Source organism: Erwinia sp. OLFS4, from assembly GCF_002752165.1.
Lineage (GTDB): Bacteria > Pseudomonadota > Gammaproteobacteria > Enterobacterales > Enterobacteriaceae > Izhakiella.
Genome location: NZ_MOMB01000001.1, coordinates 98,094 through 121,535 on the forward strand (window position 1 = coordinate 98,094; position 23,442 = coordinate 121,535).

21 protein-coding genes and 1 CRISPR repeat array are annotated in these 23,442 nt (G+C 53.7%); of the genes, 9 read left to right on the plus strand and 12 right to left on the minus strand.

The window, feature by feature from the left end; genetic code table 11:
• Nucleotides 1-183 precede the first annotated feature (183 nt).
• The 3 genes from BL249_RS00405 to yacL all read left to right on the plus strand — a co-directional run bounded on the left by BL249_RS00405 (nucleotide 184) and on the right by yacL (nucleotide 5,891).
• Nucleotides 184-873 (plus strand): thermonuclease family protein, encoded by a 690-nt coding sequence (locus BL249_RS00405; protein WP_099706449.1) that lies wholly within the window; start codon nucleotides 184-186, stop codon nucleotides 871-873.
• Nucleotides 874-1,233: 360 nt separating this feature from the next.
• Nucleotides 1,234-3,831: a bifunctional aconitate hydratase 2/2-methylisocitrate dehydratase gene (acnB, locus tag BL249_RS00410; RefSeq protein WP_099706450.1), complete on the plus strand. Its 2,598-nt coding sequence runs from the start codon at nucleotides 1,234-1,236 to the stop codon at nucleotides 3,829-3,831.
• A gap of 401 nt (nucleotides 3,832-4,232) precedes the next feature.
• Nucleotides 4,233-5,237: direct repeats of the CRISPR family, unit length 29 nt; unit sequence GTGTTCCCCACATACGTGGGGATAAACCG.
• Nucleotides 5,238-5,516: 279 nt separating this feature from the next.
• The gene (gene yacL / locus BL249_RS00415) at nucleotides 5,517-5,891 is read left to right on the plus strand and encodes a protein YacL (RefSeq protein WP_099706451.1); all 375 of its coding nucleotides are present in this window, start codon (nucleotides 5,517-5,519) and stop codon (nucleotides 5,889-5,891) included.
• Between the two features lie 53 nt (nucleotides 5,892-5,944).
• Here the strand turns inward: yacL and speD are convergent, their stop codons facing one another.
• The 3 genes from speD to BL249_RS00430 form a co-directional block, all read right to left on the minus strand.
• Complete coding sequence (gene speD / locus BL249_RS00420; protein WP_099706452.1) at nucleotides 5,945-6,754, minus strand: adenosylmethionine decarboxylase; 810 nt, start codon at nucleotides 6,752-6,754, stop codon at nucleotides 5,945-5,947.
• 26 nt (nucleotides 6,755-6,780) lie between these two features.
• Complete coding sequence (gene speE, locus BL249_RS00425; RefSeq protein ID WP_099706453.1) at nucleotides 6,781-7,638, minus strand: polyamine aminopropyltransferase; 858 nt, start codon at nucleotides 7,636-7,638, stop codon at nucleotides 6,781-6,783.
• A 96-nt stretch (nucleotides 7,639-7,734) separates the two neighbouring features.
• Entirely contained in the window at nucleotides 7,735-8,082 is a 348-nt protein-coding gene (locus tag BL249_RS00430) for a YacC family pilotin-like protein (RefSeq protein WP_099706454.1), read from the minus strand.
• Nucleotides 8,083-8,244: 162 nt separating this feature from the next.
• Here BL249_RS00430 and cueO point away from each other — a divergent pair, with 162 nt between their 5' ends.
• The 5 genes from cueO (at nucleotide 8,245) to BL249_RS00455 (ending at nucleotide 13,844) form a co-directional block, all read left to right on the plus strand.
• A complete protein-coding gene (cueO, locus tag BL249_RS00435; RefSeq protein ID WP_099706455.1) occupies nucleotides 8,245-9,870 on the plus strand; it encodes a multicopper oxidase CueO in 1,626 nt (541 codons plus the stop codon).
• A 185-nt stretch (nucleotides 9,871-10,055) separates the two neighbouring features.
• The gene (hpt, locus tag BL249_RS00440) at nucleotides 10,056-10,592 is read left to right on the plus strand and encodes a hypoxanthine phosphoribosyltransferase (protein WP_099706538.1); all 537 of its coding nucleotides are present in this window, start codon (nucleotides 10,056-10,058) and stop codon (nucleotides 10,590-10,592) included.
• A gap of 153 nt (nucleotides 10,593-10,745) precedes the next feature.
• A complete protein-coding gene (locus BL249_RS00445; protein WP_099706456.1) occupies nucleotides 10,746-11,672 on the plus strand; it encodes an ABC transporter ATP-binding protein in 927 nt (308 codons plus the stop codon).
• Nucleotides 11,669-12,439 (plus strand): ABC transporter permease, encoded by a 771-nt coding sequence (locus BL249_RS00450; protein WP_099706457.1) that lies wholly within the window; start codon nucleotides 11,669-11,671, stop codon nucleotides 12,437-12,439. Before BL249_RS00445 ends, BL249_RS00450 begins: the two co-directional genes overlap by 4 nt.
• Before the next feature lie 394 nt (nucleotides 12,440-12,833).
• Nucleotides 12,834-13,844, plus strand: a complete 1,011-nt coding sequence (locus BL249_RS00455) for an acyltransferase family protein (protein ID WP_099706458.1) — start codon at nucleotides 12,834-12,836, stop codon at nucleotides 13,842-13,844.
• Nucleotides 13,845-13,897: 53 nt separating this feature from the next.
• Here BL249_RS00455 and panD read toward each other — a convergent pair whose 3' ends face one another.
• From panD to thpR, 9 genes are all read right to left on the minus strand, one after another.
• Nucleotides 13,898-14,278, minus strand: a complete 381-nt coding sequence (gene panD / locus BL249_RS00460) for an aspartate 1-decarboxylase (protein ID WP_099706459.1) — start codon at nucleotides 14,276-14,278, stop codon at nucleotides 13,898-13,900.
• A 100-nt stretch (nucleotides 14,279-14,378) separates the two neighbouring features.
• On the minus strand, nucleotides 14,379-15,233 hold the full coding sequence (panC, locus tag BL249_RS00465; protein ID WP_099706460.1) for a pantoate--beta-alanine ligase: 855 nt from the start codon (nucleotides 15,231-15,233) through the stop codon (nucleotides 14,379-14,381).
• A gap of 16 nt (nucleotides 15,234-15,249) precedes the next feature.
• Entirely contained in the window at nucleotides 15,250-16,044 is a 795-nt protein-coding gene (gene panB / locus BL249_RS00470; RefSeq protein WP_099706461.1) for a 3-methyl-2-oxobutanoate hydroxymethyltransferase, read from the minus strand.
• A gap of 45 nt (nucleotides 16,045-16,089) precedes the next feature.
• Nucleotides 16,090-16,569 (minus strand): 2-amino-4-hydroxy-6-hydroxymethyldihydropteridine diphosphokinase, encoded by a 480-nt coding sequence (gene folK / locus BL249_RS00475; RefSeq protein WP_099706462.1) that lies wholly within the window; start codon nucleotides 16,567-16,569, stop codon nucleotides 16,090-16,092.
• Nucleotides 16,566-17,960: a polynucleotide adenylyltransferase PcnB gene (gene pcnB / locus BL249_RS00480; RefSeq protein ID WP_206746961.1), complete on the minus strand. Its 1,395-nt coding sequence runs from the start codon at nucleotides 17,958-17,960 to the stop codon at nucleotides 16,566-16,568. The genes folK and pcnB overlap by 4 nt, the downstream gene beginning before the upstream one ends.
• Before the next feature lie 68 nt (nucleotides 17,961-18,028).
• Complete coding sequence (gene gluQRS / locus BL249_RS00485; protein ID WP_099706464.1) at nucleotides 18,029-18,901, minus strand: tRNA glutamyl-Q(34) synthetase GluQRS; 873 nt, start codon at nucleotides 18,899-18,901, stop codon at nucleotides 18,029-18,031.
• 57 nt (nucleotides 18,902-18,958) lie between these two features.
• Nucleotides 18,959-19,414 carry an RNA polymerase-binding protein DksA gene (gene dksA, locus BL249_RS00490; protein ID WP_099706465.1) on the minus strand — a complete coding sequence of 152 codons (456 nt, stop codon included), beginning with the start codon at nucleotides 19,412-19,414 and terminating at the stop codon, nucleotides 18,959-18,961.
• A gap of 179 nt (nucleotides 19,415-19,593) precedes the next feature.
• Nucleotides 19,594-20,298: a DNA/RNA nuclease SfsA gene (sfsA, locus tag BL249_RS00495; RefSeq protein WP_099706466.1), complete on the minus strand. Its 705-nt coding sequence runs from the start codon at nucleotides 20,296-20,298 to the stop codon at nucleotides 19,594-19,596.
• 3 nt (nucleotides 20,299-20,301) lie between these two features.
• On the minus strand, nucleotides 20,302-20,829 hold the full coding sequence (gene thpR, locus BL249_RS00500; protein WP_099706467.1) for an RNA 2',3'-cyclic phosphodiesterase: 528 nt from the start codon (nucleotides 20,827-20,829) through the stop codon (nucleotides 20,302-20,304).
• A 78-nt stretch (nucleotides 20,830-20,907) separates the two neighbouring features.
• On the opposite strand from thpR, the gene hrpB reads away from it, so the two are divergent.
• Complete coding sequence (gene hrpB, locus BL249_RS00505; RefSeq protein WP_099706468.1) at nucleotides 20,908-23,349, plus strand: ATP-dependent helicase HrpB; 2,442 nt, start codon at nucleotides 20,908-20,910, stop codon at nucleotides 23,347-23,349.
• The last annotated feature ends 93 nt before the right edge of the window (nucleotides 23,350-23,442 follow it).

The following is a 23,442-nucleotide window of genomic DNA, read 5'->3' on the forward strand; positions in this document are numbered from 1 at the left end:
TGCTGCCATCTTGCTCCCTCTTCAGCGGGCAGAAAAGTCTTTGCTGACTTTGCGCAGGCAATATTCTTAATAATTGCTGCGAGCGCTGCCACAAATAGCCAGAAAAAAACAGGCTAACGCTGGCTGATTTTGCTAATAAACAGAGGCAGAACGGCATAACAATAAACCAGGGAGGGTGTCACCATGCAAAAAAACAGATCGCCGCGTGGTTATCCTGCGGCGGCAAAGGCAGGATTTAGCCATAAGGACACCTGCAATCTGCTGTTGCCGGCAAGTATCACCGTGCCGGTCAGGGGAAAGCCGGATGCGCTGTGCTGTTTGTCCGCTCTGACCTGCTGCCTGCTGGTACTGTGTTTAGCGTTAATGCCGGTAACTCCGGCGCGCGCCGCCATCCGCGGGCAGGTGGTCCGGGTGCTGGACGGGGATACGGTGGAGGTTAATAGTGCTCATCGCCGGCTGCGTGTGCGGCTGGCAGGTATTGATGCCCCCGAAATGGGCCAGACTTATGGCCGGCGTTCTTGTCAGGCGCTGCGGGCGCTGATTGACGGGAGAACGGTGACACTTGTCGGTCATCAACGCGATCACTATCACCGTCTTCTGGCGGTTATCTGGCTAAATGGAGAGGACATTAATGCCCGGCAGGTAGCAACCGGCATGGCCTGGGCCTACCGTTTTCACCAGCGGGCCGAAAACGCGGCTTATCTCAGACTGGAACGTCAGGCCCGTAAAACACACGTCGGCCTCTGGCAGCGTGCCCGCCCCATGGAGCCATGGCGCTGGCGCGCCGGGATGAAAGGGCGATCGCACCCTGCAGAGCCTGGCCGCTGGCTGGCGTATTCCCGCTGTGAAAATCCTCGTTTGGCTAACCAATAAAGGGACTATGGTTTAAACAACGCCCGGTAATATTCAGCCCGAGGCCAGAGGCGTTGCGCGCACGGGTTTTTTCCGGCTACCGGCAAGATTGAGGTTATTAAACTCAATCAACCTATAGCCACAGGTAATACCGCAGCAGTGATCGAGGGGCATTGATGCCTGCGACAGCCGGTTTTCCAGTGCGCTTAATTGTGCTAACGGGCATGTTGCTTTTTTGTAAACGGATTAACACCGGAGGCAAATTCTGCTATGCTGGCCCACGCGGAACCGGGCGTCCTACCCTACACATGGATCGTTATCACTAGCGGTGAGCAGCTGGTAACCCGGTAAGCCCAATACAATGAGAGCGAGGAGAACGTCGTGCTAAAAGAATACCGAGAGCACGTTGCAGAACGTGCTGCCCAGGGCATTGTCCCTAAACCCTTAGACGCTTCCCAGATGGCCGCGCTGGTTGAACTGCTGAAAAACCCACCTGCTGGCGAAGAAGCATTCCTGACCGACCTGTTAGTTAATCGTGTACCGCCCGGCGTGGATGAAGCCGCTTACGTCAAAGCCGGTTTCCTCGCTGCCATTGCCAAAGGCGAAGCCACTTCTCCTCTGATTAGCGCTGAAAAAGCCATTGCGCTACTGGGCACCATGCAGGGTGGGTATAACATCCATCCGCTTATTGATGCGCTGGATAACGATAAACTGGCACCGATCGCAGCGGAGGCGCTCTCCCATACGCTGCTGATGTTCGACAGCTTTTATGACGTGGAAGAGAAAGCCAAAGCCGGCAATACTCACGCACAAAAAGTGCTGCAATCCTGGGCCGATGCAGAATGGTATCTTAAACGCCCGGAACTGGCAGAAAAAATCACGGTCACCGTGTTCAAAGTAACCGGTGAAACCAATACGGATGACCTTTCTCCGGCACCGGATGCCTGGTCGCGTCCGGATATTCCGCTGCATGCACTGGCCATGCTGAAAAATGCGCGTGACGGCATAGAGCCTGATGAACCGGGCAATATTGGGCCGGTGAAGCAGATTGAAGCGTTGCAGGCAAAAGGGTATCCGCTGGCTTACGTCGGGGACGTGGTGGGCACCGGTTCTTCACGTAAATCTGCCACCAACTCAGTACTGTGGTTTATGGGTGAAGATATCCCCAATGTGCCGAATAAAAAAGGCGGCGGCGTGGTGCTGGGCGGTAAAATTGCCCCCATTTTCTTTAATACTATGGAAGACGCGGGCGCCCTGCCAATTGAAGTTGACGTTAGCGACCTGAATATGGGCGATGTTATTGACATCTATCCCTACAAAGGTGAAGTGCGTAACCATCAGACCGGCGACCTGCTGGCCACCTTTACGTTAAAAACGGAAGTACTGATCGATGAAGTGCGCGCGGGTGGCCGTATTCCCCTGATTATCGGCCGGGGCCTGACGACCAAAGCACGTGAATCACTGGGGCTGCCACACAGTGACGTCTTCCGTAAAGCAAAAGACGTTGCAGAAAGTAATCGTGGCTACTCGCTGGCACAGAAAATGGTTGGTCGTGCCTGCGGCGTGGTAGGTATTCGTCCCGGGGCTTACTGTGAACCTAAAATGACTTCGGTGGGCTCGCAGGATACTACCGGGCCGATGACCCGTGATGAGCTGAAAGACCTTGCCTGCCTGGGTTTTTCTGCCGATCTGGTGATGCAGTCATTCTGTCATACGGCGGCTTATCCTAAGCCTGTTGATGTCACCACTCACCATACGTTACCCGACTTCATTATGAATCGTGGGGGCGTTTCTTTGCGCCCTGGTGATGGCGTTATTCACAGCTGGCTGAACCGGATGTTACTGCCGGATACCGTTGGTACCGGCGGCGACTCGCATACCCGCTTCCCTATTGGTATCTCTTTCCCGGCAGGGTCCGGGCTGGTTGCTTTTGCCGCTGCCACCGGCGTTATGCCGCTTGATATGCCTGAATCGGTACTGGTGCGCTTTAAAGGTGAAATGCAGCCGGGCATCACGCTGCGCGATCTGGTGCATGCAATCCCTCTGTATGCCATTAAGCAGGGCCTGCTGACCGTTGAGAAAAAAGGAAAGAAAAATATTTTCTCTGGCCGTATCCTGGAAATTGAAGGACTGCCGAAGCTGAAAGTTGAGCAGGCTTTTGAGCTGACCGACGCATCGGCGGAACGTTCGGCGGCAGGCTGCACCATCAAGCTGGATCAGGAGCCGATCATTGAGTATCTCAACTCGAATATTGTGTTGCTCAAGTGGATGATTGCTGAAGGATATGGCGATCGTCGCACGCTTGAACGGCGTATTCAGGGCATGGAAAAATGGCTGGCCGACCCGCAGCTGCTGGCCGGTGATGATGACGCCGAATATGCGGCGGTGATTGATATCGATCTTAATGAAATCAAAGAGCCGATTCTGTGTGCACCGAACGATCCGGATGATGCCCGTCTGCTGTCTGATGTGCAGGGCGAGAAAATCGACGAAGTGTTTATCGGTTCCTGTATGACCAACATCGGCCATTTCCGCGCCGCCGGGAAGCTGCTCGACAGCCATAAGGGCCAGCTGCCGACCCGCCTTTGGGTTGCGCCCCCCACCAAAATGGATGCGGCTCAGCTTACCGAAGAGGGTTATTACAGCGTGTTTGGTAAGAGCGGGGCCCGTATTGAAATTCCAGGCTGTTCACTGTGCATGGGTAACCAGGCGCGGGTAGCTGACGGGGCAACGGTGGTCTCTACTTCCACTCGTAACTTCCCTAACCGTCTTGGCACCGGGGCCAATGTTTACCTGGCCTCTGCTGAACTGGCGGCCGTGGCATCGTTGCTGGGTAAACTGCCGACCCCGGATGAGTACCAGCAGTTTATGACTCAGGTTGATAAAACGGCCAGCGACACCTATCGCTATCTCAACTTTGACCGGCTGTCACAGTACACCGAAAAAGCAGACGGCGTGATTTTTCAGACTGCGGTCTGAGAAACGCAGCGTGTTGCTGCCACCTTACTGATGACTGAAACGGCCTGAGGAGACTCAGGCCGTTGTTTTATATAGTCAGATTGCAGGGTGACGATAACCTATTCTTTCTCCGGATATGGTACATAATTAACCCGCCCGGCAAGATCACCGTTTTTCATTATGTTGCCACTTGCGCAAATCATGCTGAACGATGGTTTGTCCAGTCATTATCGTCAGTTGCTGAAAGCGGAGGAAAGCTGTATTAACAGCAGAGGATGTCTCTTTCCCTGCGTTGCCGTTGCAATTTATGGAAGGATTTATAACCTTCTCCACTATGCCGCTTAACAACCAAAAAATGGGAAAAAAATCGGTAGATTTTTTTTAATAAAAAAAGCATTGTAAATCAGTTGATTATTCTTAGAGTGTTCCCCACATACGTGGGGATAAACCGAGATAGTTTCAGAGTTGGCAAAGCTTGATACTGTGTTCCCCACATACGTGGGGATAAACCGCACAGGCTGAGTTTACCAGAGCGGCGAATATGGTGTTCCCCACATACGTGGGGATAAACCGGATGGGCCGCACTTTCAGTTGCCATTTGCGCCGTGTTCCCCACATACGTGGGGATAAACCGACCGCCGCCAGGGCGTTCTACACCCGTCACGAGTGTTCCCCACATACGTGGGGATAAACCGCCCGTCGCCTGCGCCTTGATAACCACGTTCATGTGTTCCCCACATACGTGGGGATAAACCGTTACTTAACAGGCTCTTTAACAATATGGATATGTGTTCCCCACATACGTGGGGATAAACCGCCCGCAACGCTATGCCTGTTATCGATCCGATGGTGTTCCCCACATACGTGGGGATAAACCGGACAGGCTGCGCAACACTCCAGGCTTGCGACAGTGTTCCCCACATACGTGGGGATAAACCGCGCTTTTGCCAGTTTGTTTACCAACAATCAGTGTGTTCCCCACATACGTGGGGATAAACCGACAATAAAAATCCTTCCCGTACCAATAGGAAGGTGTTCCCCACATACGTGGGGATAAACCGTTAGGTGTCAGGCCAGGCGGGGGATCGCGATAGTGTTCCCCACATACGTGGGGATAAACCGGTAGTTGGCAATGCGCCACCAGAACATAAAGCGTGTTCCCCACATACGTGGCGATAAACCGCAACATTTCGTTGTATTTTTCATAGGCTTTTGGTGTTCCCCACATACGTGGGGATAAACCGACAATATTGGCCTCACTGAGTTTGAGATGTCCGTGTTCCCCACATACGTGGGGATAAACCGACCTGGATGGAACAGTTGATGGTTCGAAGGCCGTGTTCCCCACATACGTGGGGATAAACCGACCTGGATGGAACAGTTGATGGTTCGAAGGCCGTGTTCCCCACATACGTAGGGATAAACCGCAGGTGAATCAAAAGAAGGCGCTTGCTGGCTGGCAATCGGCTCATGTCGTTGGTGCGCGACATGTCCCCTCGTCGGGTCTGGCAATGACGCGCGCATTAACCCTCTTTTTTACTCCTGCGGGTATCGCTCTGCTGCGTTGCTTGTATGCGATATTGTTCGCCGCTGAATGTGTTAGCAAACGCTGTTTTTTTACCGCCGGACTGCAATAATTAACCGGTCAATAATAATGTGTTCGCCGAAAGGGACGCTTGTGCGACAGAGGGTAGGAGGGCAGCGCTATGGAATATGAGTTATTACGCGATGTCACCGGTCAGCTGAAAATGCGGATGTCGATGGGGCATGAGGCGGTTGGCCACTGGTTCAATGAAGAAGTCAAACAGAACCTGGCGCTGTTGTCGGAGGTGGAGCAGGCTGCTGCCAGCCTTCGGGGTAGTGAGCGACAGTGGCAACGGGTGGGTCATGAATATACCCTGTGGATGGATGAAGAAGAGGTAATTATCCGCGCCAATCAGCTAAGCTTTGCCAGCGATCAGCTGGAAGAAGGGATGAGTTATTACGATGAAGAGAGCCTGGCTTTTTGTGGCGTGGAGGATTTTCTGCGCGTGATTGCCGCCTGGCGTGAGTTTGTTGGTCAGTATGGTCGCCGCGATTAAAAAGGCGGAGTGACGGGGAAAAAGCGGCCTTGCACGGCCGCTTTTTTCAGAGATTATAATGTCTTTAGTCCCATGGCCGGAATGTTACGACCGTAGTAGATTTCGCGCATTTCCTTCCATAGCAGATCGGTAATGCGTTTATGTTCTTCGGCTGAAAGGTCTTCCGGGCGGGTATTAAACAGGTAGTGTTTGAGGTCGAACTCTTTCAGCAGCATCTTGGTATGGAAGATGTTTTCCTGATAGACGCTGACATCTACCATGTCATACATCGATTTCATATCTTCCGCCATAAAGTTCTGAATGGAATTGATCTCGTGGTCAATAAAGTGTTTTACCCCATTAACGTCGCGGGTAAAGCCCCGCACGCGGTAGTCAACGGTGACTATATCGGATTCCAGCTGGTGGATCAGGTAGTTCAGGGCTTTCAGAGGCGAAATCACGCCGCATGTTGATACTTCAATGTCGGCGCGGAAAGTGCAGAGTCCGCCTTCAGGATGGCTTTCCGGGTAGGTATGTACACAAATGTGGCTTTTATCCAGGTGCGCCACCACCGTATTGGGAAGTGGGCCGGGGTTTTCGGAAGTATCAATGTCGCGTGGGTCAACTGGCTCTTCACTCACCAGGATCGTGACGCTGGCACCCTGTGGGTCATAATCCTGGCGGGCAATATTCAGTATGTTGGCGCCAATAATCGAGCAGGTTTCACTCAGGATCTCGGTCAGCCGGTTGGCGTTGTACTGTTCATCAATGTAGGCGATATAGCCGTCACGTTCTGCTTCAGTATTGGCATAGCAGATGTCGTAGATACAAAAACTCAGGCTTTTGGTCAGATTATTGAAACCGTGTAGTTTCAGCTTTTGCAATTTGGTTCACCCCCTTAAATGTCTGCTTAGCGCTGCAGTGCATTCAACAGATATTGTGGCAAAGCAAAGCTCCCTGCATGGATTGCCGGATTGTAATAACGACAGTTCAGGCCCGCGGCGTCATAACGTGCCTGGATGGTGGCAACATCTGACTGGCGCAGTGCCGGATTGTTGCTGGCCCAGGCAAAGGTCATTATCCCGCCGTAATAAGTGGGTACCGCCGCCTGATAAAAGCTGACATCCGTGAAATAGTTGCTCAGTTTACGGTGGCTGTTAACCGCTTCATCCTGCTGCAGGAAACAAACCCCGTTCTGGGCAACGAATATTCCCCCTTCATTGAGGGCGTTATAGCACCCCTGATAAAAATCAGAGGTAAACAGACTTTCGCCCGGGCCGATAGGGTCGGTACAGTCAGAAATGATCACGTCAAACTGCTGCTGGCAGTGGCGGACATAGTTCACGCCATCGTCAATGACCAGCGTAAAACGCGGGTCATCATAGGCGCCAGCGCTGTGATTTGGCAGATACTGCTTACAAAAATCCACCACTGCGGCGTCAATTTCCACCATGGTTATTTGCTCAACGCTTTGATGCCGGGCGACTTCCCGCAGCATTGCCCCGTCACCGCCGCCAATAATCAACACGCGTTTGGCATTGCCATGCGCCAGCAGCGGTACGTTGGTCAGCATTTCATGATAGATAAACTCATCGCGCTCGGTGGTTTGCACCACGCCATCAAGCGCCATCACCCGACCCAGCGCGGTGTTTTCGAAGATAATCAGATCCTGGTGGTCGGTCTGATTATGATACAGCACGTTGTCAACGCTGAAGTATTGCCCGAAACCATCATGCAGCGTTTCGAACCAGGTCTTTTTCTCAGTCATAGCTGGATTCTCCTTATCTTCGCCATCAAAAAAAGGCGCAGTATGATAGCTGACTCTGGCCCACGTTGCACAGGCGCCGTTGCGCCAGTTATAGGATTACTTCACATAGGCAAGCAGGCTGAGGGAGTCACGCGCCAGTTTTTTGCATTTCATCTCATTGGTAATGGCGATACCACTCAGATCGTGATAGCTGTCTTCGCCCAGTGCTTTCATATTGAAGCTGTTGTAATTGCTGAGATCCCAGCGGTTTTGCTGGGCAAAAAATACTAGCGCGCGTCGTATCTGGTTGTCCGGCAAATACTGGTAACCACAATCATTCTTCAGATAGACAAAAACGGCGGTCAGGTCGGCCATGTCTTCGGCTTCTGATTCGTTCAGCGCATAGCTGCTGGTAGAAAATCCCAGTATTGCCAGCAGCAACACTGCCTGAATACATCGCTTCATGACAATTCTCTTCTATTCAACCAGCGTTGAAGTTAGCACAGTTAGCAGGCATTAATGAGACAATTTTGCGCTGTCACTGGCGTTTTTATTGCTCAGCCGGTTGACCTTCCGTCAGGGGGAGGGTTTAGGCTGAAACTCAACGGTGATAAAAGGAGTTTGTACATGCAACGACGCGATTTCCTGCGCTATAGCGCACTGTTTGGTCTTGCCTGTGGTTTACCTTACTGGCGGAATGTTGCGGCAACATTGCCGCCGCGGATTTCGTTGCCGGTGCCGGATTTACTGACGGCGGATGCCCGCGGAGAGCTTACCCTGGTTGCTCAAACCGGTAGCAGCAGCTGGCACGGGCGTACAGCGGCCAGCTGGGGCTATAACGGCAGTCTGCTCGGGCCGGCGATTCAGCTACAGCGCGGGGTGCCGGTTACCATTAATCTGTTAAACGCCTTGCCGCAAGCGACCACTGTTCACTGGCATGGATTGTTGATCCCGGGTAGCGCCGACGGCGGGCCACATGCACCGCTGGCGCCGGGGGAAGCGCGGAAGGTGCAGTTTACCCTCGACCAGCCGGCAGCCACCTGCTGGTACCATCCTCATCTGCACGGTCGTACCGGTTACCAGGTGGCTCAGGGACTGGCCGGGCTGTTAATAATTAAAGATGAGGTGAGCGGGCAGATCAATCTGCCACAGCAGTGGGGATCGGATGATATTCCGCTGATATTTCAGGATAAGCGGTTAAATGCTCAGGGAGAGATTGATTATCAGCTCGATGAAATGGCGGCGGCGGTGGGCTGGTTTGGTGAGCTACCGCTAACTAACGGCGTGGTTTACCCGCATCTGGCGGTACCCCGCGGCTGGCTGCGTTTTCGTTTACTGAACGGCAGCAATGCCCGCATGCTGGAATTGCGCGCTTCCGATCAGCGACCGCTATACGTTATTGCCAGTGATGGCGGCCTGCTGGCTGAACCGGTTAAAGTTGACACCCTGGCAATGTTACCCGGCGAGCGTTTCGAGGTGATGATTGATGCGCATGACGGTAAAACCTTTGATCTGGAAACGCTACCGGTGCAGCAGATAGGTATGACGCTGGCCCCCTGGGACCAACCGCTGCCGCGGGTGACTATTCAGCCACTGCAAATTATGGCTAGCGGCACCCTGCCTGACCGGCTAGCCAGCCTGCCGGCGGTCACAGATAGCCAGCAACTTACTCAGCGCCGGCTGCAGCTCTCGATGGACCCGCAACTCGATAGTCGCGGGATGGCGGCACTGCTGGCACGTTACGGTCATCAGGCAATGGCCGGCATGGAGATGTCGCACGCTGATAGTGGCATGGAGATGTCGCACGCTGATGGCGGCATGAAGATGTCGCACGCTGCTGGCGACATGAAGATGTCGCACGATGATGGCGACATGACCGCCTCGCCGCCAAAAAAGACGCCTTATGATTATCATCAGGGCAACAAAATAAACGGGCAGGCGTTCGATATGCACAAAACGGCTTTCAGCGTGCCGCTGGGGCGTGAGGAAAAATGGATCATTTCTGCGGAAGGCGACATGATGCGCCATCCTTTCCATATTCACGGCACACAGTTTCGTATTTTATCGGAAAATGGTAAACCGCCCGCGGCGCACCGTCAGGGCTGGAAAGATATTGTTGACGTAAACGGCGGGCGTAGCGAGGTGCTGGTCCGTTTCAATTATCGCGCCGATGCTCGCAATCCCTATATGGCACACTGTCATCTGCTGGAGCATGAAGACACCGGCATGATGCTAGGCTTTACCGTGGTCTGAGCGCGTTTAGCGACAAATCGCGCGACTTTTCCCACCTGTTTGCGGTTACTTGATATAATCCGGCGCTTACCTTGTTCACCGGCGGCCTGTGGCCAGCGCCGCCGGTGAATTTCTGGCCTTCAGCGCCAGGCAATATGCATGTTAAACAGGAATGAGCTGATTACTGTCAGTGAGACGTATTGATGATGAAACACACCGTTGATGTGATGATCTCCGAACGGGAGATTGCAACCCGCGTTGCTGAACTGGGCAAACAAATTACTGCAGATTACCGCGATAGCGGCACGGAAATGGTGCTGGTAGGACTGCTGCGTGGCTCCTTTATTTTTATGGCCGATCTGTGCCGGGCGATAAAAGTCACTCATGAAGTGGATTTTATGACCGCCTCCAGCTATGGCAGCGGCATGTCGTCAACGCGCGATGTAAAAATCCTGAAAGATCTGGAGGAAGATATTCGCGGCAAAGACGTGCTGATCGTGGAAGATATTATTGACTCTGGCAATACGTTAAGCAAAGTTGGCGAAATTTTGCGCTTGCGCGAGCCGAAGTCACTGGCGATTTGTACCCTGCTGGACAAACCGGAGCGCCGTGAGGTTGATGTTACGGTGAAATATGTTGGCTTCACCATTCCCGATGAATTTGTGGTGGGCTATGGCATTGATTATGCTCAGCATTACCGCCATTTACCTTATATTGGCAAAGTTATCCCGCTGGACGAATAAGGTAGCACGAACGATTAAGGCCGGGGTTCCCGGCCTGCGTTATGATAGGCATTGATACAACATCTGAATAACGTTGCGTTTTCGCGCAATGCATCTGAAACGTGTTTTTGTTGTTCCCTCCTGACCATACAAATAACAGGGTTTTACTGACTTATGACTTATGCTCTTGAGCTGGAAAAGCTCTCTAAAACCTACGCTGGTGGCGTTCAGGCGTTGAAACAGCTCGACCTGACGGTTGAGGCCGGCGATTTTTATGCACTTCTGGGACCGAATGGCGCCGGCAAATCTACCACTATTGGTATTATCAGTTCGCTGGTTAATAAAAGCGGTGGCAGCGTCAAAGTGTTTGGCTATGACCTGAGCAAAGACATTGTTAATGCTAAACGTCAGCTGGGCCTGGTCCCGCAGGAATTTAACTTTAATCCGTTTGAAACGGTTTATCAGATTGTGGTGAATCAGGCCGGTTACTACGGCGTGGATAAAAAAGAAGCCCGCATCCGTGCTGAAAAATATCTCTCTCAGCTCGACCTGTGGCAAAAGCGGAATGAGCGTGCACGCATGTTGTCTGGTGGTATGAAGCGGCGGCTGATGATTGCCCGGGCGCTGATGCATCAGCCGAGGCTGTTGATTCTTGATGAACCTACCGCCGGGGTGGACATTGAATTGCGCCGCTCAATGTGGACCTTTTTAAAACAACTTAATGCGCAGGGCACCACGATTATTCTTACCACGCATTATCTGGAAGAGGCGGAAATGCTTTGTCGCCACATTGGCATTATTCAGCACGGTGAGCTGGTGGAAAACACGACGATGAAAGATCTGCTGGCCAAGCTGAAATCAGAAACCTTTATTCTTGATCTGGCACCTGGCAGCCCTTTGCCGCAGCTCGAGGGCTACCACTACCGGCTGGTGGATGCTTCCACCCTGGAAGTGGAAGTGCTGCGCGAGCAGGGAATTAACAGCGTGTTCAGTCAGCTGAGCGGCCAGGGTATTCAGGTGTTGAGTATGCGTAATAAGGCTAATCGCCTCGAAGAACTGTTTGTCGATCTGGTGCAGGGCCACGCAGGAGTCGCCTCATGAATCAGTTATATTGGGTAGCGCTGAAAAGCATCTGGGATAAAGAGATTAACCGTTTTGCCCGTATCTGGGTGCAGACCCTGGTGCCTCCGGTGATCACCATGACGCTCTATTTTATTATTTTCGGTAATCTGATTGGTTCCCGTATTGGCCTGATGCATGGTTTTAGCTATATGCAGTTTATTGTGCCGGGACTGATTATGATGGCGGTAATTACCAATGCCTATGCCAACGTCTCCTCCTCATTTTTCAGCGCTAAATTTCAGCGCAATATTGAAGAGCTGCTGGTGGCGCCAGTACCGACGCACGTTATTATCTGGGGATACATTGGCGGTGGCGTGGCGCGTGGGGTTTGTGTGGGTATCCTGGTGACCATCGTTTCACTGTTCTTTGTTCCTTTTCATGTTCACAGCTGGCTGATGGTTGCCTTGACCCTGCTGCTGACGGCCATTCTTTTCTCGCTGGCCGGCATGCTGAATGCTGTTTTTGCCCGCACCTTTGACGATATCAGCCTGATACCAACCTTCGTGTTGACACCGCTGACCTATCTGGGCGGCGTCTTTTATTCACTGACGCTGCTGCCGGAATTCTGGCAACATGTTTCAAAACTCAATCCTATCGTCTATATGATAAGCGGCTTTCGCTATGGCTTCCTCGGCGTGAGTGATGTGTCGCTGACGCTGACTATTTCGGTACTGGTTGCTTTTATTCTGGTATTTTATCTGCTGGTCTGGCGTCTGATTGAACGCGGGTGTGGTCTTCGCACCTGACAACAGCGTTTATTTATACCCGCACTGAATCGGTGCGGGTTTATTATTTCCGCCTGATTATTACAGTTATTATCTTTTTATATTACCGTTATTACCGTTATTACCGGTAACTCTAGTAATATTCCAGATTTTTCCGAATTCATCCCCCCATTGCTGTGGTCGTTCTGCTGGTTGCCAACCGTTGAAAAAATCTGAAGATCCCGGTTATCACTGGCCTTTCTCCGGTTAAGCATTATCTTAATTTTCCATGCGCCTGTTTTCTTTTTTCTGGAATGCTTTACTATCGCCAGGTGATGGTGTTTACCTTTTAACCAATGACATTAATTGTTTGGCTCAGGATGAGCAGGTTTATATTTCCTTGTTACGGTAGTTTCTGGATAAACGGGCAAAAATTATGAACAGAATGACGTGGGTCGATAACCTCCGCGGTATGAGTATTATTGCCGTTATTTTTCTGCACAGTACTATCGCTGTGGCTGGCAATGCCGGGCATCTGACCGGCGTGACTCAGGCTGTGAATCAATTGCTGGAGCCTATTCGCTTGGGACTGATGTTTTTCGTTTCGGGTTTGTTTGTGGAAAGTGGATTAAATAAAGGGAAAGAGCTTTTTCTGCGTAATAAAGTAAAAAGTATTCTTTATCCTTTTGTTATCTGGGTAGTCATTTACGGCGGGCTTAAACTACTTTTTAATTCCCGATCAAATAACCCTCAGTCACCATTGAATATCCTGCTTTCTCATTTGAGTGGTGGTGGTGATATCACGTGGTTTTTGCATTCTTTATTCATTTTCTTTCTGATTATTCCCTTAGTCCGGCGTATTCCGATATATCTGGTGATTCCCACTGCACTGGCGCTCAGTTCGTTACTGCCGGAAATTCCGTCTGACAGTATATTTGCCGGGTTTGATAACAGCCATGTTAATAAGTCGCTCTATCTGTTCCCATTTTTTTATCTCGCCGACTGGCTGGTCCGTCGTAAAATGAGCGTGCTTGATGTATCTGTTACGCCGCGGATTTTACTTACTTCGCTGCTGGCTTTTGTGGTTTTGTCCTGCATTGACCTGTTTATCGGGGCGCCGGATCGCGCATGGCAGGCCCCGCTGGCGCTGCTTTCTGTCCCTTTTTTCGTCTGGCTTGCCGCATACAGTAATATTGCGCTGATCACCTTTATTGGCGCAAATTCCATTGTGTTTTATCTGTCACATTATCTGGCTATTCAGGCCTTCGCCAAGCTAATCAAATTTCGCAGTGAATCGCTCTGGTTCCATGATGCACTGTTCCTGGCGGCATTCGCGACAGCGCTGGCGCTCCCTGGCGTTATCTGCCTGGTGCGCCGGTTTGGCATGCTTAACTTTTTGTTTACCATGAAGAAAAAAGCGCCTGAAAACCGGCCGGTGACGCCATAAGTCAGGCTGACATATAGCCAAAAGGGCGAGCGATGTCGCCCTTTTGTTTGCTTTCAGGCAACCTGTACCGGAATGGCTTTTGCCTGGCGCTTCATCTGGTTATCGCCTTCAAAATAGGCCACCTTAGGCTGCCACTGACGCGCCTGTTCATCTGCTATCTGTATGTAGCTGCAGATAATCAGGATGTCGCCCTGGCAGGCACAGCGGGCGGCCGCGCCGTTAACTGAGATAATGCCGGAGCCACGTTCAGCAGCAATAGCATAGGTGGAAAAGCGCTGACCGTTAGTCACGTTATAAATATCAATGGCTTCATATTCCAGAATGCCAGCCGCATCGAGGAAGTTCTGATCAATGGCACAGGAGCCTTCGTAATTCAGATCGGCCTGAGTGACCTTTACCCGATGAAGCTTGCCCTGTAGCATGGTGCGGATCATACGGTTACCTTCGTCATTAATTTGCCTTCTGCAGGTGGGTAATCAGCGGAAGCCGCTGCGCCAACCGAGGGGCAGTATTGTCAGAATTGATGTAAAAAGTCTACTGGGTTAACGCTACCTGCTGATTGTCGATCAGGCGCGCGTTCCCCAGCCAGGCTGCCATCAGTACCACCGCTCGCTGGCTGCTGGCGCTAAGGGGCAACAAGCTATCGCCGTCGCAGATGGCGATACCATCCGGCCGGAAACCTTGCTCTTCCAGTGCTTGCTCAGCCGCACGGATAATCGATTCGCTATGGCGCTCTCCGTCAGCCAGCCTGGCGGCCATTGACTGCATCACCTGTCGCAGAATCGGGGCCTTTTTACGCTCTTCCTTTGTCAGATAACCATTGCGTGAACTGAGCGCCAGGCCATCTTTTGCCCGTACCGTGGCAACGCCAATCACCTCGATATCATAGCCCATATCCGCGACCATTTTGCGGATCAGCGCCAGCTGTTGATAGTCTTTTTCGCCAAAACAGGCAATGTCTGGCTGAACCAGATTAAACAGTTTGCTGACAATGGTGGTTACGCCGCGAAAATGGCCGGGGCGACTGGCACCTTCAAGGCGTGAAGACAGACCCGGCACGTCAACAAAAGTTTGTTCGCCGGCGCCCTGAGGATAGATTTCTGCAGCGGAGGGCGCAAAGACCAGATCCACGCCGCGCTTATTTAGTTTTTCACAGTCATCCTGCAGGGTGCGGGGATAGCGGGAAAGATCATCGGCATGTTCAAACTGCATCGGGTTAACAAATATCGATGTCACGACAATATCTGCTCGTTCACGGGCCTCATCCACCAGCGCCATGTGGCCTGCATGCAGATTGCCCATGGTTGGCACCAGCGCAATGCGTTTACCTTCCAGACGCCAGCGCCGGATTTCATGGCGCAATATGGGCAGAGTTTCAATAATCAGCACGGGTGACTCTCCTCGTTTACTGGAAACTGTGTTCTGCGGCGGGATAGGCACCCCTTTCCACTTCCGCAATATACTGGCGCACGGCAGCGCGCATATCCCCGGTTTCTGCCAGGAAATTTTTAGCAAATTTCGGGATATGGCCGCCGGTAATACCAAAGGCATCGTGCATCACCAGGATTTGTCCGTCGGTCTGGTTACCGGCACCGATGCCAATCACCGGAATAGCCAGCGCTGCGCTGACCCGTTGTGCCAGCGCTGTAGGCACGCATTCCAGGACCATTAGCTGTGCACCGGCTGCTTCCAGCGCCAGTGCATCCGCCAGCAGACGATCGGCGGCCTGGCTATCTCGTCCCTGTACTTTATAACCGCCAAAAATATTCACTGATTGCGGCGTCAGGCCGAGATGACCGCACACCGGTACCGCACGTTCTGTCAGGCCACGGACGGTATCGGTAAGCCATTCTCCGCCCTCTAATTTGACCATGTTGGCACCGGCACGCATTAGCGCCGCTGCATTTTGCCAGCTCTGTTCCGGGGTGGCATAAGCCATAAAAGGCAGGTCGGACATCAGCAGACTCTGCGGCGCACCGCGCCGTACTGCCTGGGTATGGTAGACAATATCGTCGACGGTGACCGGCAGCGTTGAGTCATGGCCCTGAACCGTCATCCCCAGGGAATCTCCTACCAGTAGCAGGGGTATTCCTTCTTCGGCGAAAAGCCGGGCAAAACTGAAGTCGTAAGCGGTGATGGCAGCAAATTTCTTTCCCTGCTGTTTTAACTGACGGAGCTGGGTGATGGTCATCGGTTTCATAACGCCCTCTGCGTAAATTCGGGTGCGGCGTTATATTAAAGGAAGTTACCAGTAGCGGATAGTGCTGGCGTCGAGTCTGGCAAGCAACTCTGTCGCTTTTGTCCCATCCGGTAGTGTGATTTCTGGTGCAATTTCAATTAATGGCAGCAGCATAAAAGCACGGTTATGCATATCGTAGTGGGGCAGGGTCAGACGGGGAGTATTGAGCTGCAGATTACCGAATAACAGCAGGTCGAGATCAAGCGTACGCGGTCCCCAGCGCTCGGCTTTGCGTTCGCGCCCCTGCTGCTGCTCAATGTGCTGGGTATGTTCCAGCAGTGCCAGCGGCGTCAGCGTGGTATCCAGTGCCACCACCGCATTGAGAAAATCCGGCTGATCCGGCGGCCCGTAAGGCGGGGTGCGGTAAAAAGAGGAGGTGGCACTGCGCTGTGTGTGCGGCAGCCTGTCCAGCGCGCGTAACGCCGCCTGCACCTGATTCAGCGGCTCGGCCAGGTTGCTGCCAAGCGCCAGATAGACCCGGGTCATGGATTGGCGTCGCGGCGAGGCGCCCGTTTACGCGGTCGCCGCGCCCGGCGGTGAGTTGTCGGATCATCACCAAGATGATTAAGCATCTCTTTTTGATGCGGTGGGGCTGCCGCCTGAAATTCGCCCCACCATTCGGCAAGCCGTTTCATTTCGCTGTTATTTTCCGCGTCGGCGCGCAGGACCAGCAGGTCGTAAGCGGCGCGGAATTTGGGATGTTCCATCAGTTTCCAGGCGCGTTTACCCTGACGGCGCGATATGCGCAGCTGCAGTTGCCAGATATCGCGCACCAGGGAGGTGAGCCTTTTCGGGATCGCCAGCGCCCGGCAGGCTTCATCCAGCACGTCATTAGCTGCCAGTGCGAAGGCGTCAAACCATGCCAGCCCGCCTTCCTGTGAGATCCGCTGGGCGGTTTCAATCAGCGGGTACCAGAACATGGCAGCAAATAAAAATGCCGGGTTGACCCGCATGTCGTTATGAATTCGCGTATCGGTATTTTTCAGCACCTGTACCAGAATGCGTTCCATCGGGGTGTTGCCCGCCTCGGTAAAAAAGCGGTTGATAAGCGGAAACAGCGGCTGAAACAGCTGATATTCCCGCAGCTGCAGGTAGGTGGCATAACCATGGCCGGCCTGTAATAACTTGAGTGCTTCTTCAAACAGACGTGCCGGTGGCACATCGTTAAGCAGGGTGGCGAGACGCGGTAAAGGTTCTGCGGTTTCTGGCGCAATGCGCATATTCAGCTTGGCGGCAAAGCGGATTACGCGCAGCATCCGCACCGGATCTTCCCGGTAGCGGGTTTCCGGATCGCCTATCATGCGTATGATGCCCTGCTGTAAATCCTGCAGGCCGCCAACATAGTCGCGTACCGTAAAGTCCGCCACGCTGTAGTAGAGGCTGTTAATGGTCAGATCGCGGCGCTGGGCATCGTCTTCAATCGAGCCAAAGATATTGTCACGCAGCAACATGCCATTCTGGCCGCGCGATGCGCTAACCGTTTGCTGCTCGGCTTCGTGGTGGCCGCGAAACGTTGCTACTTCAATGATCTCCGGGCCAAACATCACGTGAGCGAGACGAAAACGACGCCCGACCAGACGGCAGTTGCGAAACAGCTTGCGCATTTCTTCCGGCGTCGCGTTAGTGGTGACGTCAAAATCTTTGGGTTTTTTGTTCAGCAATAAATCACGCACGCCGCCGCCGACCAGATAAGCTTCAAAGCCGGCTTTATTCAGTCGGTAGAGTACCTTGAGGGCATTTTCACTGATATCTTTGCGCGAAATGTTGTGGCGATCGCGGGGAATAACCGTCATCGGTGAGATGAAGGGTTTGCCCGCGGATACCGCGTCATTGCGATTCAGAACCTTACGGCAAAAATTGGCAACTCGGGTAAAAATGGGACACCTCGACAGTGACTAAGTAACCTTGCGGTAAAAAACAGCGGCTAATCATAGCTCAGTGTGCATCATTTGAGAATGCTGTTGTCACTGAGCGGGATTTTCATGATATCCCATTGCGCCACCGCTGCGTGCAGCAGGGCATCAACCGTCATATCTTCAGCGCCTTCCGGGAGCCGCTGACCTAAAAAAAGCAGTGCCTGACACAGCGTGTTACGCGGGTCGTCATGGGTTAACGCCGGTGCATGGTTTTGTTTTGACAGCTTACTGCCTGCGTGATTCAGCGCCAGCGGCAGATGTAACCAGCGTGGTGGCGACCAGCCCGCCTGTTGATACAGCGCAATCTGGCGCACAGTGGGGACGATTAGATCGGCGCCGCGCACCACTTCCGTCACGCCCTGATAATGGTCATCGACCACCACCGCCAGATTATAAGCAAACAAGCCGTCGCGCCGATGGATGATAAAATCTTCTTCTGCCAGCGCCCGGTCACCAACAATAGTGCCGCGCCGTTGGTCGATAAACTGCCGTACCGGCTGGTCAACGCGCAGCCGGATTGCCGCCTGCTGCGCCGTACGCTGACGGTTACGGCAGTAACCATCGTAATATCCGCCAATCTGCTGGATGCGGCGACGGCTACAGTTGCAGTAGTAGCTGTGGCCATCGCGCATCAGCTGCTGGAGTATTTCGCGATATGCTTCGTGGCGCTGCGATTGCCAGAGTACCTCACCGTCCCAGTGCAAACCGTAATGTTCCAGCTGGCTAAGGATCTGATACGCTGCGCCGGGCACTTCCCTTGGCGGGTCGATATCTTCAATTCGCACCAGCCAGCGGCCCTGGCAGGCTCGTGCCTGCAGAAAGCTACCCAGCGCAGCGATCAGCGATCCAAAATGGAGGTGGCCGGAAGGAGAGGGAGCGAAACGACCGGTATAGCGGGACATTATTTGCTGTGTATGGTGTTCCGCAGCAAAGGGTTTTGCTGCGGAACCTGAGGCAGATTAACCAGCCATCTGCTTTTCGCGGATTTCGGCAAGAGTTTTACAATCGATGCATAAATCGGCGGTCGGACGCGCTTCAAGGCGACGGATACCAATTTCAACACCGCAGGATTCACAAAAGCCAAAATCATCATCTTCCACTTTTTTCAGCGTCTTCTCGATCTTTTTGATCAGTTTACGCTCCCGGTCACGGTTGCGCAGTTCAAGGCTGAACTCCTCTTCCTGCGCAGCACGGTCAACGGGATCGGGGAAGTTGGCTGCTTCATCCTGCATGTGAGATACCGTGCGATCCACTTCATCACGCAGCTGGTTGCGCCAGGCTTCAAGAATTTTCTTAAAGTGGCTCAGCTGGGCCTCGTTCATATACTCTTCGCCCGGTTTCTCCTGATACGGCTCCACCCCAGCGATGGCGAGAATACTCAGGGACGACGTTTTACGGTTTTGCCCTTCTTGCATGTTGTTTCTCCTGGATAACACGCACAATCGATCCCCAAAGGGGAAAAAACAGGCCGCTATAAATAGCAGAAGCAGATAAAGATGGCAATTATTCCTGAACAAAGCTTGACAAGCCTGTGAGTAAACGCGTATTGCGCGCAATTGCCAGATTATCTTATAACAGTAAAGTGCCTGATATATTACAACGTTACCGTAACAGAGGATGTAAGTCTGATCTCTGAACGGGAAAGCAACGCTTTATATGCCAGCACTTCAACACCCTGTTGCTGAGCCTGTACCAGTAGTTCTGCGTAGCGCCCATCAATATGGCGGGCGGGGGAAACGTCCTCAATTCCCGAGTGCATGACGGCAAATAACAGTACCGCCCGATGGCCTTCTGCCGCGACGCTTATCAGTTCGCGCAGATGTTTCTGGCCACGTGCAGTCACCGCATCCGGAAAATACCCTTTACCCTGCTGTAACAGCGTCACGGATTTGACTTCAATATAGCAGTTAACCCGATCTTCTGCCTGTAACAGGAAATCGATACGACTGCGCTCACTGCCATAACTGACTTCGCCTTTCAGCGTAGAGTATCCGGCCAGTTCCGCAAGTTGCCCGGCCTGCAGTGCTTCTCTGACCAGCGTATTCGCCCGCAGAGTATTGACGTTAATCCAGTGTCCCTCGCGGGTTTGCGTCAGTTCCCAGCTGTGGGGATATTTACGCGTGTCGCGCATGCTGGTGGAGTACCAGACGGTATCACCAGGGGTGGCGCAGCCGGTCATTGCACCGGTATTGGCACAATGTAACGTCAGCTTTTCCCCTTCTGCGGTGATCACGTCGGCAAGAAAGCGTTTATAGCGGGCGATAAGCGTCGCCGGTCGCAGGGCAGGGGAAAACTCCATAGATTAATCCAGTGTCCAGTGTTGTAAGGCCTGATAACGGGTCCGTCCCTGACTGAAGCCGGCGCTATACAGGGTGAAATGTGTCACGGCAAATTGCCAGCTAAAACCCGGTGCAGGAAGGGAAATTTTTGTCTGTACCTGGCGTAGCAGTGTGATATGTGGATGAAAAGGCTGTGGGCTTTGCGGACACCCTGCGCGCGCGCACCGGGCGCGTAGCAGGGCCGCCAGCTGCAGCAGGCCGCGCGGTGCCCGTGCCGGGCCAAGCCATACCACACCTGAGCGCAGCCAGTGACCGGCATCATCCAGCGTCAGCTGAAATCGGGGCTGGCGGATGCGGCTGGCCTGGGCGATGAGTGCCGCCTGTTTTTTACCGCTGACCTCGCCGGAAAACGCCAGCGTCAGGTGCAGGTTCGCTGCGGCAACCGGGCGTCCGATGTCGGCGCTGAACTGGCTGGCCCGCCAGTTGACCAGCGTTTGCTGTAACGCGGCCGGCGGGGTCAGGGCGAAAAACAGACGGGTACTATCGGACATTTTCAGGCTCCGGCTCGCAGTCATAAAACCAGATGCTACAATGCCCGCCAGATTGAGGCCAGTCCAGGGAGTCACCAGGTGAGCGTATTACCCGTTAGCGAAGTGTTGTCCGACGTGCTGCAGGCGCTGGAACAGCATAATCAGGTTTTACTGGCAGCGCCGACCGGCGCCGGGAAATCGACCTGGTTGCCGCTGCAGTTATTACAACAGGCAACGTTAGCGGGACGCATTATTATGCTGGAGCCTCGCCGGCTGGCGGCTCGCAACGTCGCTCAGCGGCTGGCGGAACAGCTGGGGCAATCGCCTGGTGGCACGGTTGGATACCGTATGCGCGGCGAGCGGGCCATTGGCGCGACAACCCGCCTGGAAGTGGTGACGGAGGGGATTCTTACACGGATGTTGCAACGTGACCCGATGCTGGAGGGCGTTTCGCTGGTTATTCTTGATGAATTTCATGAACGTAGTCTGCAAGCTGACATGGCGCTGGCGCTGTTGCTGGATGTCCAGCGGGGTCTGCGTGACGATCTAAAAATTTTGCTGATGTCCGCCACGCTTGATAACAGTCGCCTTCAGGCGATGTTGCCTGAGGCGCCGCTGATTGTGTCAGCAGGGCGTAGCTGGCCGGTAGCGCGTCGTTATGTGCCGCTTGATCCTGGCCAGAGTTTTGAGCAAAACGTCACGCGACAGGCCTGTCAGCTGCTTAATGATGAACCCGGTTCGTTACTGCTGTTTTTACCCGGGGTGGCGGAAATCCGCCGCGTGGAACGGGCGCTGCAAACCCGTCTGGGCCAGGCGGTGGATATCTGCCCTTTATACGGTGCTTTGCCGCTGGCCGAACAGCGTAAAGCTATTGTTGCGGCGCCGGCCGGGCGGCGCAAGGTGGTGCTGGCCACTAATATTGCCGAAACCAGCCTGACGATTGAAGGTATCCGGCTGGTGCTGGATAGCGCACAGGAGCGGGTGGCGCTGTTTGAGCCTCGCAGCGGGCTGACCCGTCTGCAAACCCAGCGCATCAGCCAGGCGTCAATGACCCAGCGTGCCGGCCGGGCCGGGCGCTTATCGCCGGGCGTTTGTGTGCATCTGATTAGTGCAGAACAGGCCGAACGTGCTGCCGGGCACAATGAGCCTGAAATTTTGCACAGTGACCTGAGCGCTTTCTGGCTGGAACTGCTGCAATGGGGGTGTCACAGGGTGCAGGATTTATGCTGGCTGGATACGCCACCAGAGAACAATCTGCAAGCAGCCCGTCAGCTATTGCGACAACTGGCGGCCACCGATGAACATCATCATCTGAGCCATAAGGGGCGTCGTATGGCACTGCCCGGCACCGAACCACGACTGGCCGCGCTGCTGGTCACCGCCGCTGAGCAGTCAGCAGAAGTACGGATGACGGCGGCGCTGCTGGTAGCCATTCTGGAAGATCCGCCGCGCAGCACCCGCGGCGATCTGCTGGATGCATTCTGTCATCCACAGCCACACTGGCAGCGGCGGGCGCGTCAGCTGGCCGGAGATGCGGCAGGGGCTTCAGTGGATGTGGGGGCCATTGCTCCTTTGCTGGCGACGGCATTTGCTGACCGTCTCGCCCGGCGGCGGGCAAACGACGGACGCTATTTGCTGGCTAATGGCAGCGGGGCTGCACTGGAACCTGATGCGCCATTGGGACGCTATGAATGGCTGTTTGCGCTGGGGTTGTTGTTGCATGATGGTCAGCCTGATGCACGGCTGTTGCTGGGGTTTGGTGTTGATATTGATCGGCTAATTGCACAGCAACCGGATCTTTTGCAAACGCAGACCCAAGTGGAATGGGATGACGCGCGTGCCACGCTGCGCGCCTGGCAACGGCAGCAGATTGGTCAGCTGGTATTAAGATCGCGCCCGCTACCGCAACCAGAACCGGCGCTGTTACATCAGGCCATATTGCGCTGGATTGAGCGTCGCGGACTGGCGGTGTTGCCGTGGAGCAGCGCGGCGCAGCAACTGCGCATCCGTTTACTTTGTGCCCATCGTTGGTTGCCGGAGCAAAACTGGCCGTCAATGACCGATGCTGATTTACTGGCTAGCCTGCAACACTGGCTGCTGCCTTCAATGACCGGCGTTAAGGATATGAAAGGGTTGCTGGCTTTGGATCTGCACCAGGCACTCTTACACTTGTTAACATGGCAGCAGCGTCAACAGCTGGATACTCTGCTACCAACTCATTACACTGTGCCGACGGGCAGCCGGCTGCCGATTGAATATGATGCGGACAAACCGCCGTTGCTGGCGGTGCGAATACAGGAGATGTTTGGCGAAGCGAACACCCCCAGTATTGCGCAGGGGCGTGTCCCCCTGGTCCTGTCTTTACTGTCACCTGCACGGCGTCCGTTACAAATTACCCGCGATCTGTCTGCTTTCTGGAAAGGGGCATACGCTGAGGTACAAAAGGAAATGAAGGGGCGTTATCCGAAACATCCCTGGCCGGACGATCCGGCCAGTGCGCTGCCAACGCGGCGCACAAAAAAACACCCGCCGGCGCGATAAGCGGGGAAGAAATTCAGACGGTTCCACTTCTGTCTGATAGTAAACCGTTAGAGAGTATGCCGGCCCGATTACAGGCCAGCCCTGGAGAAAAGT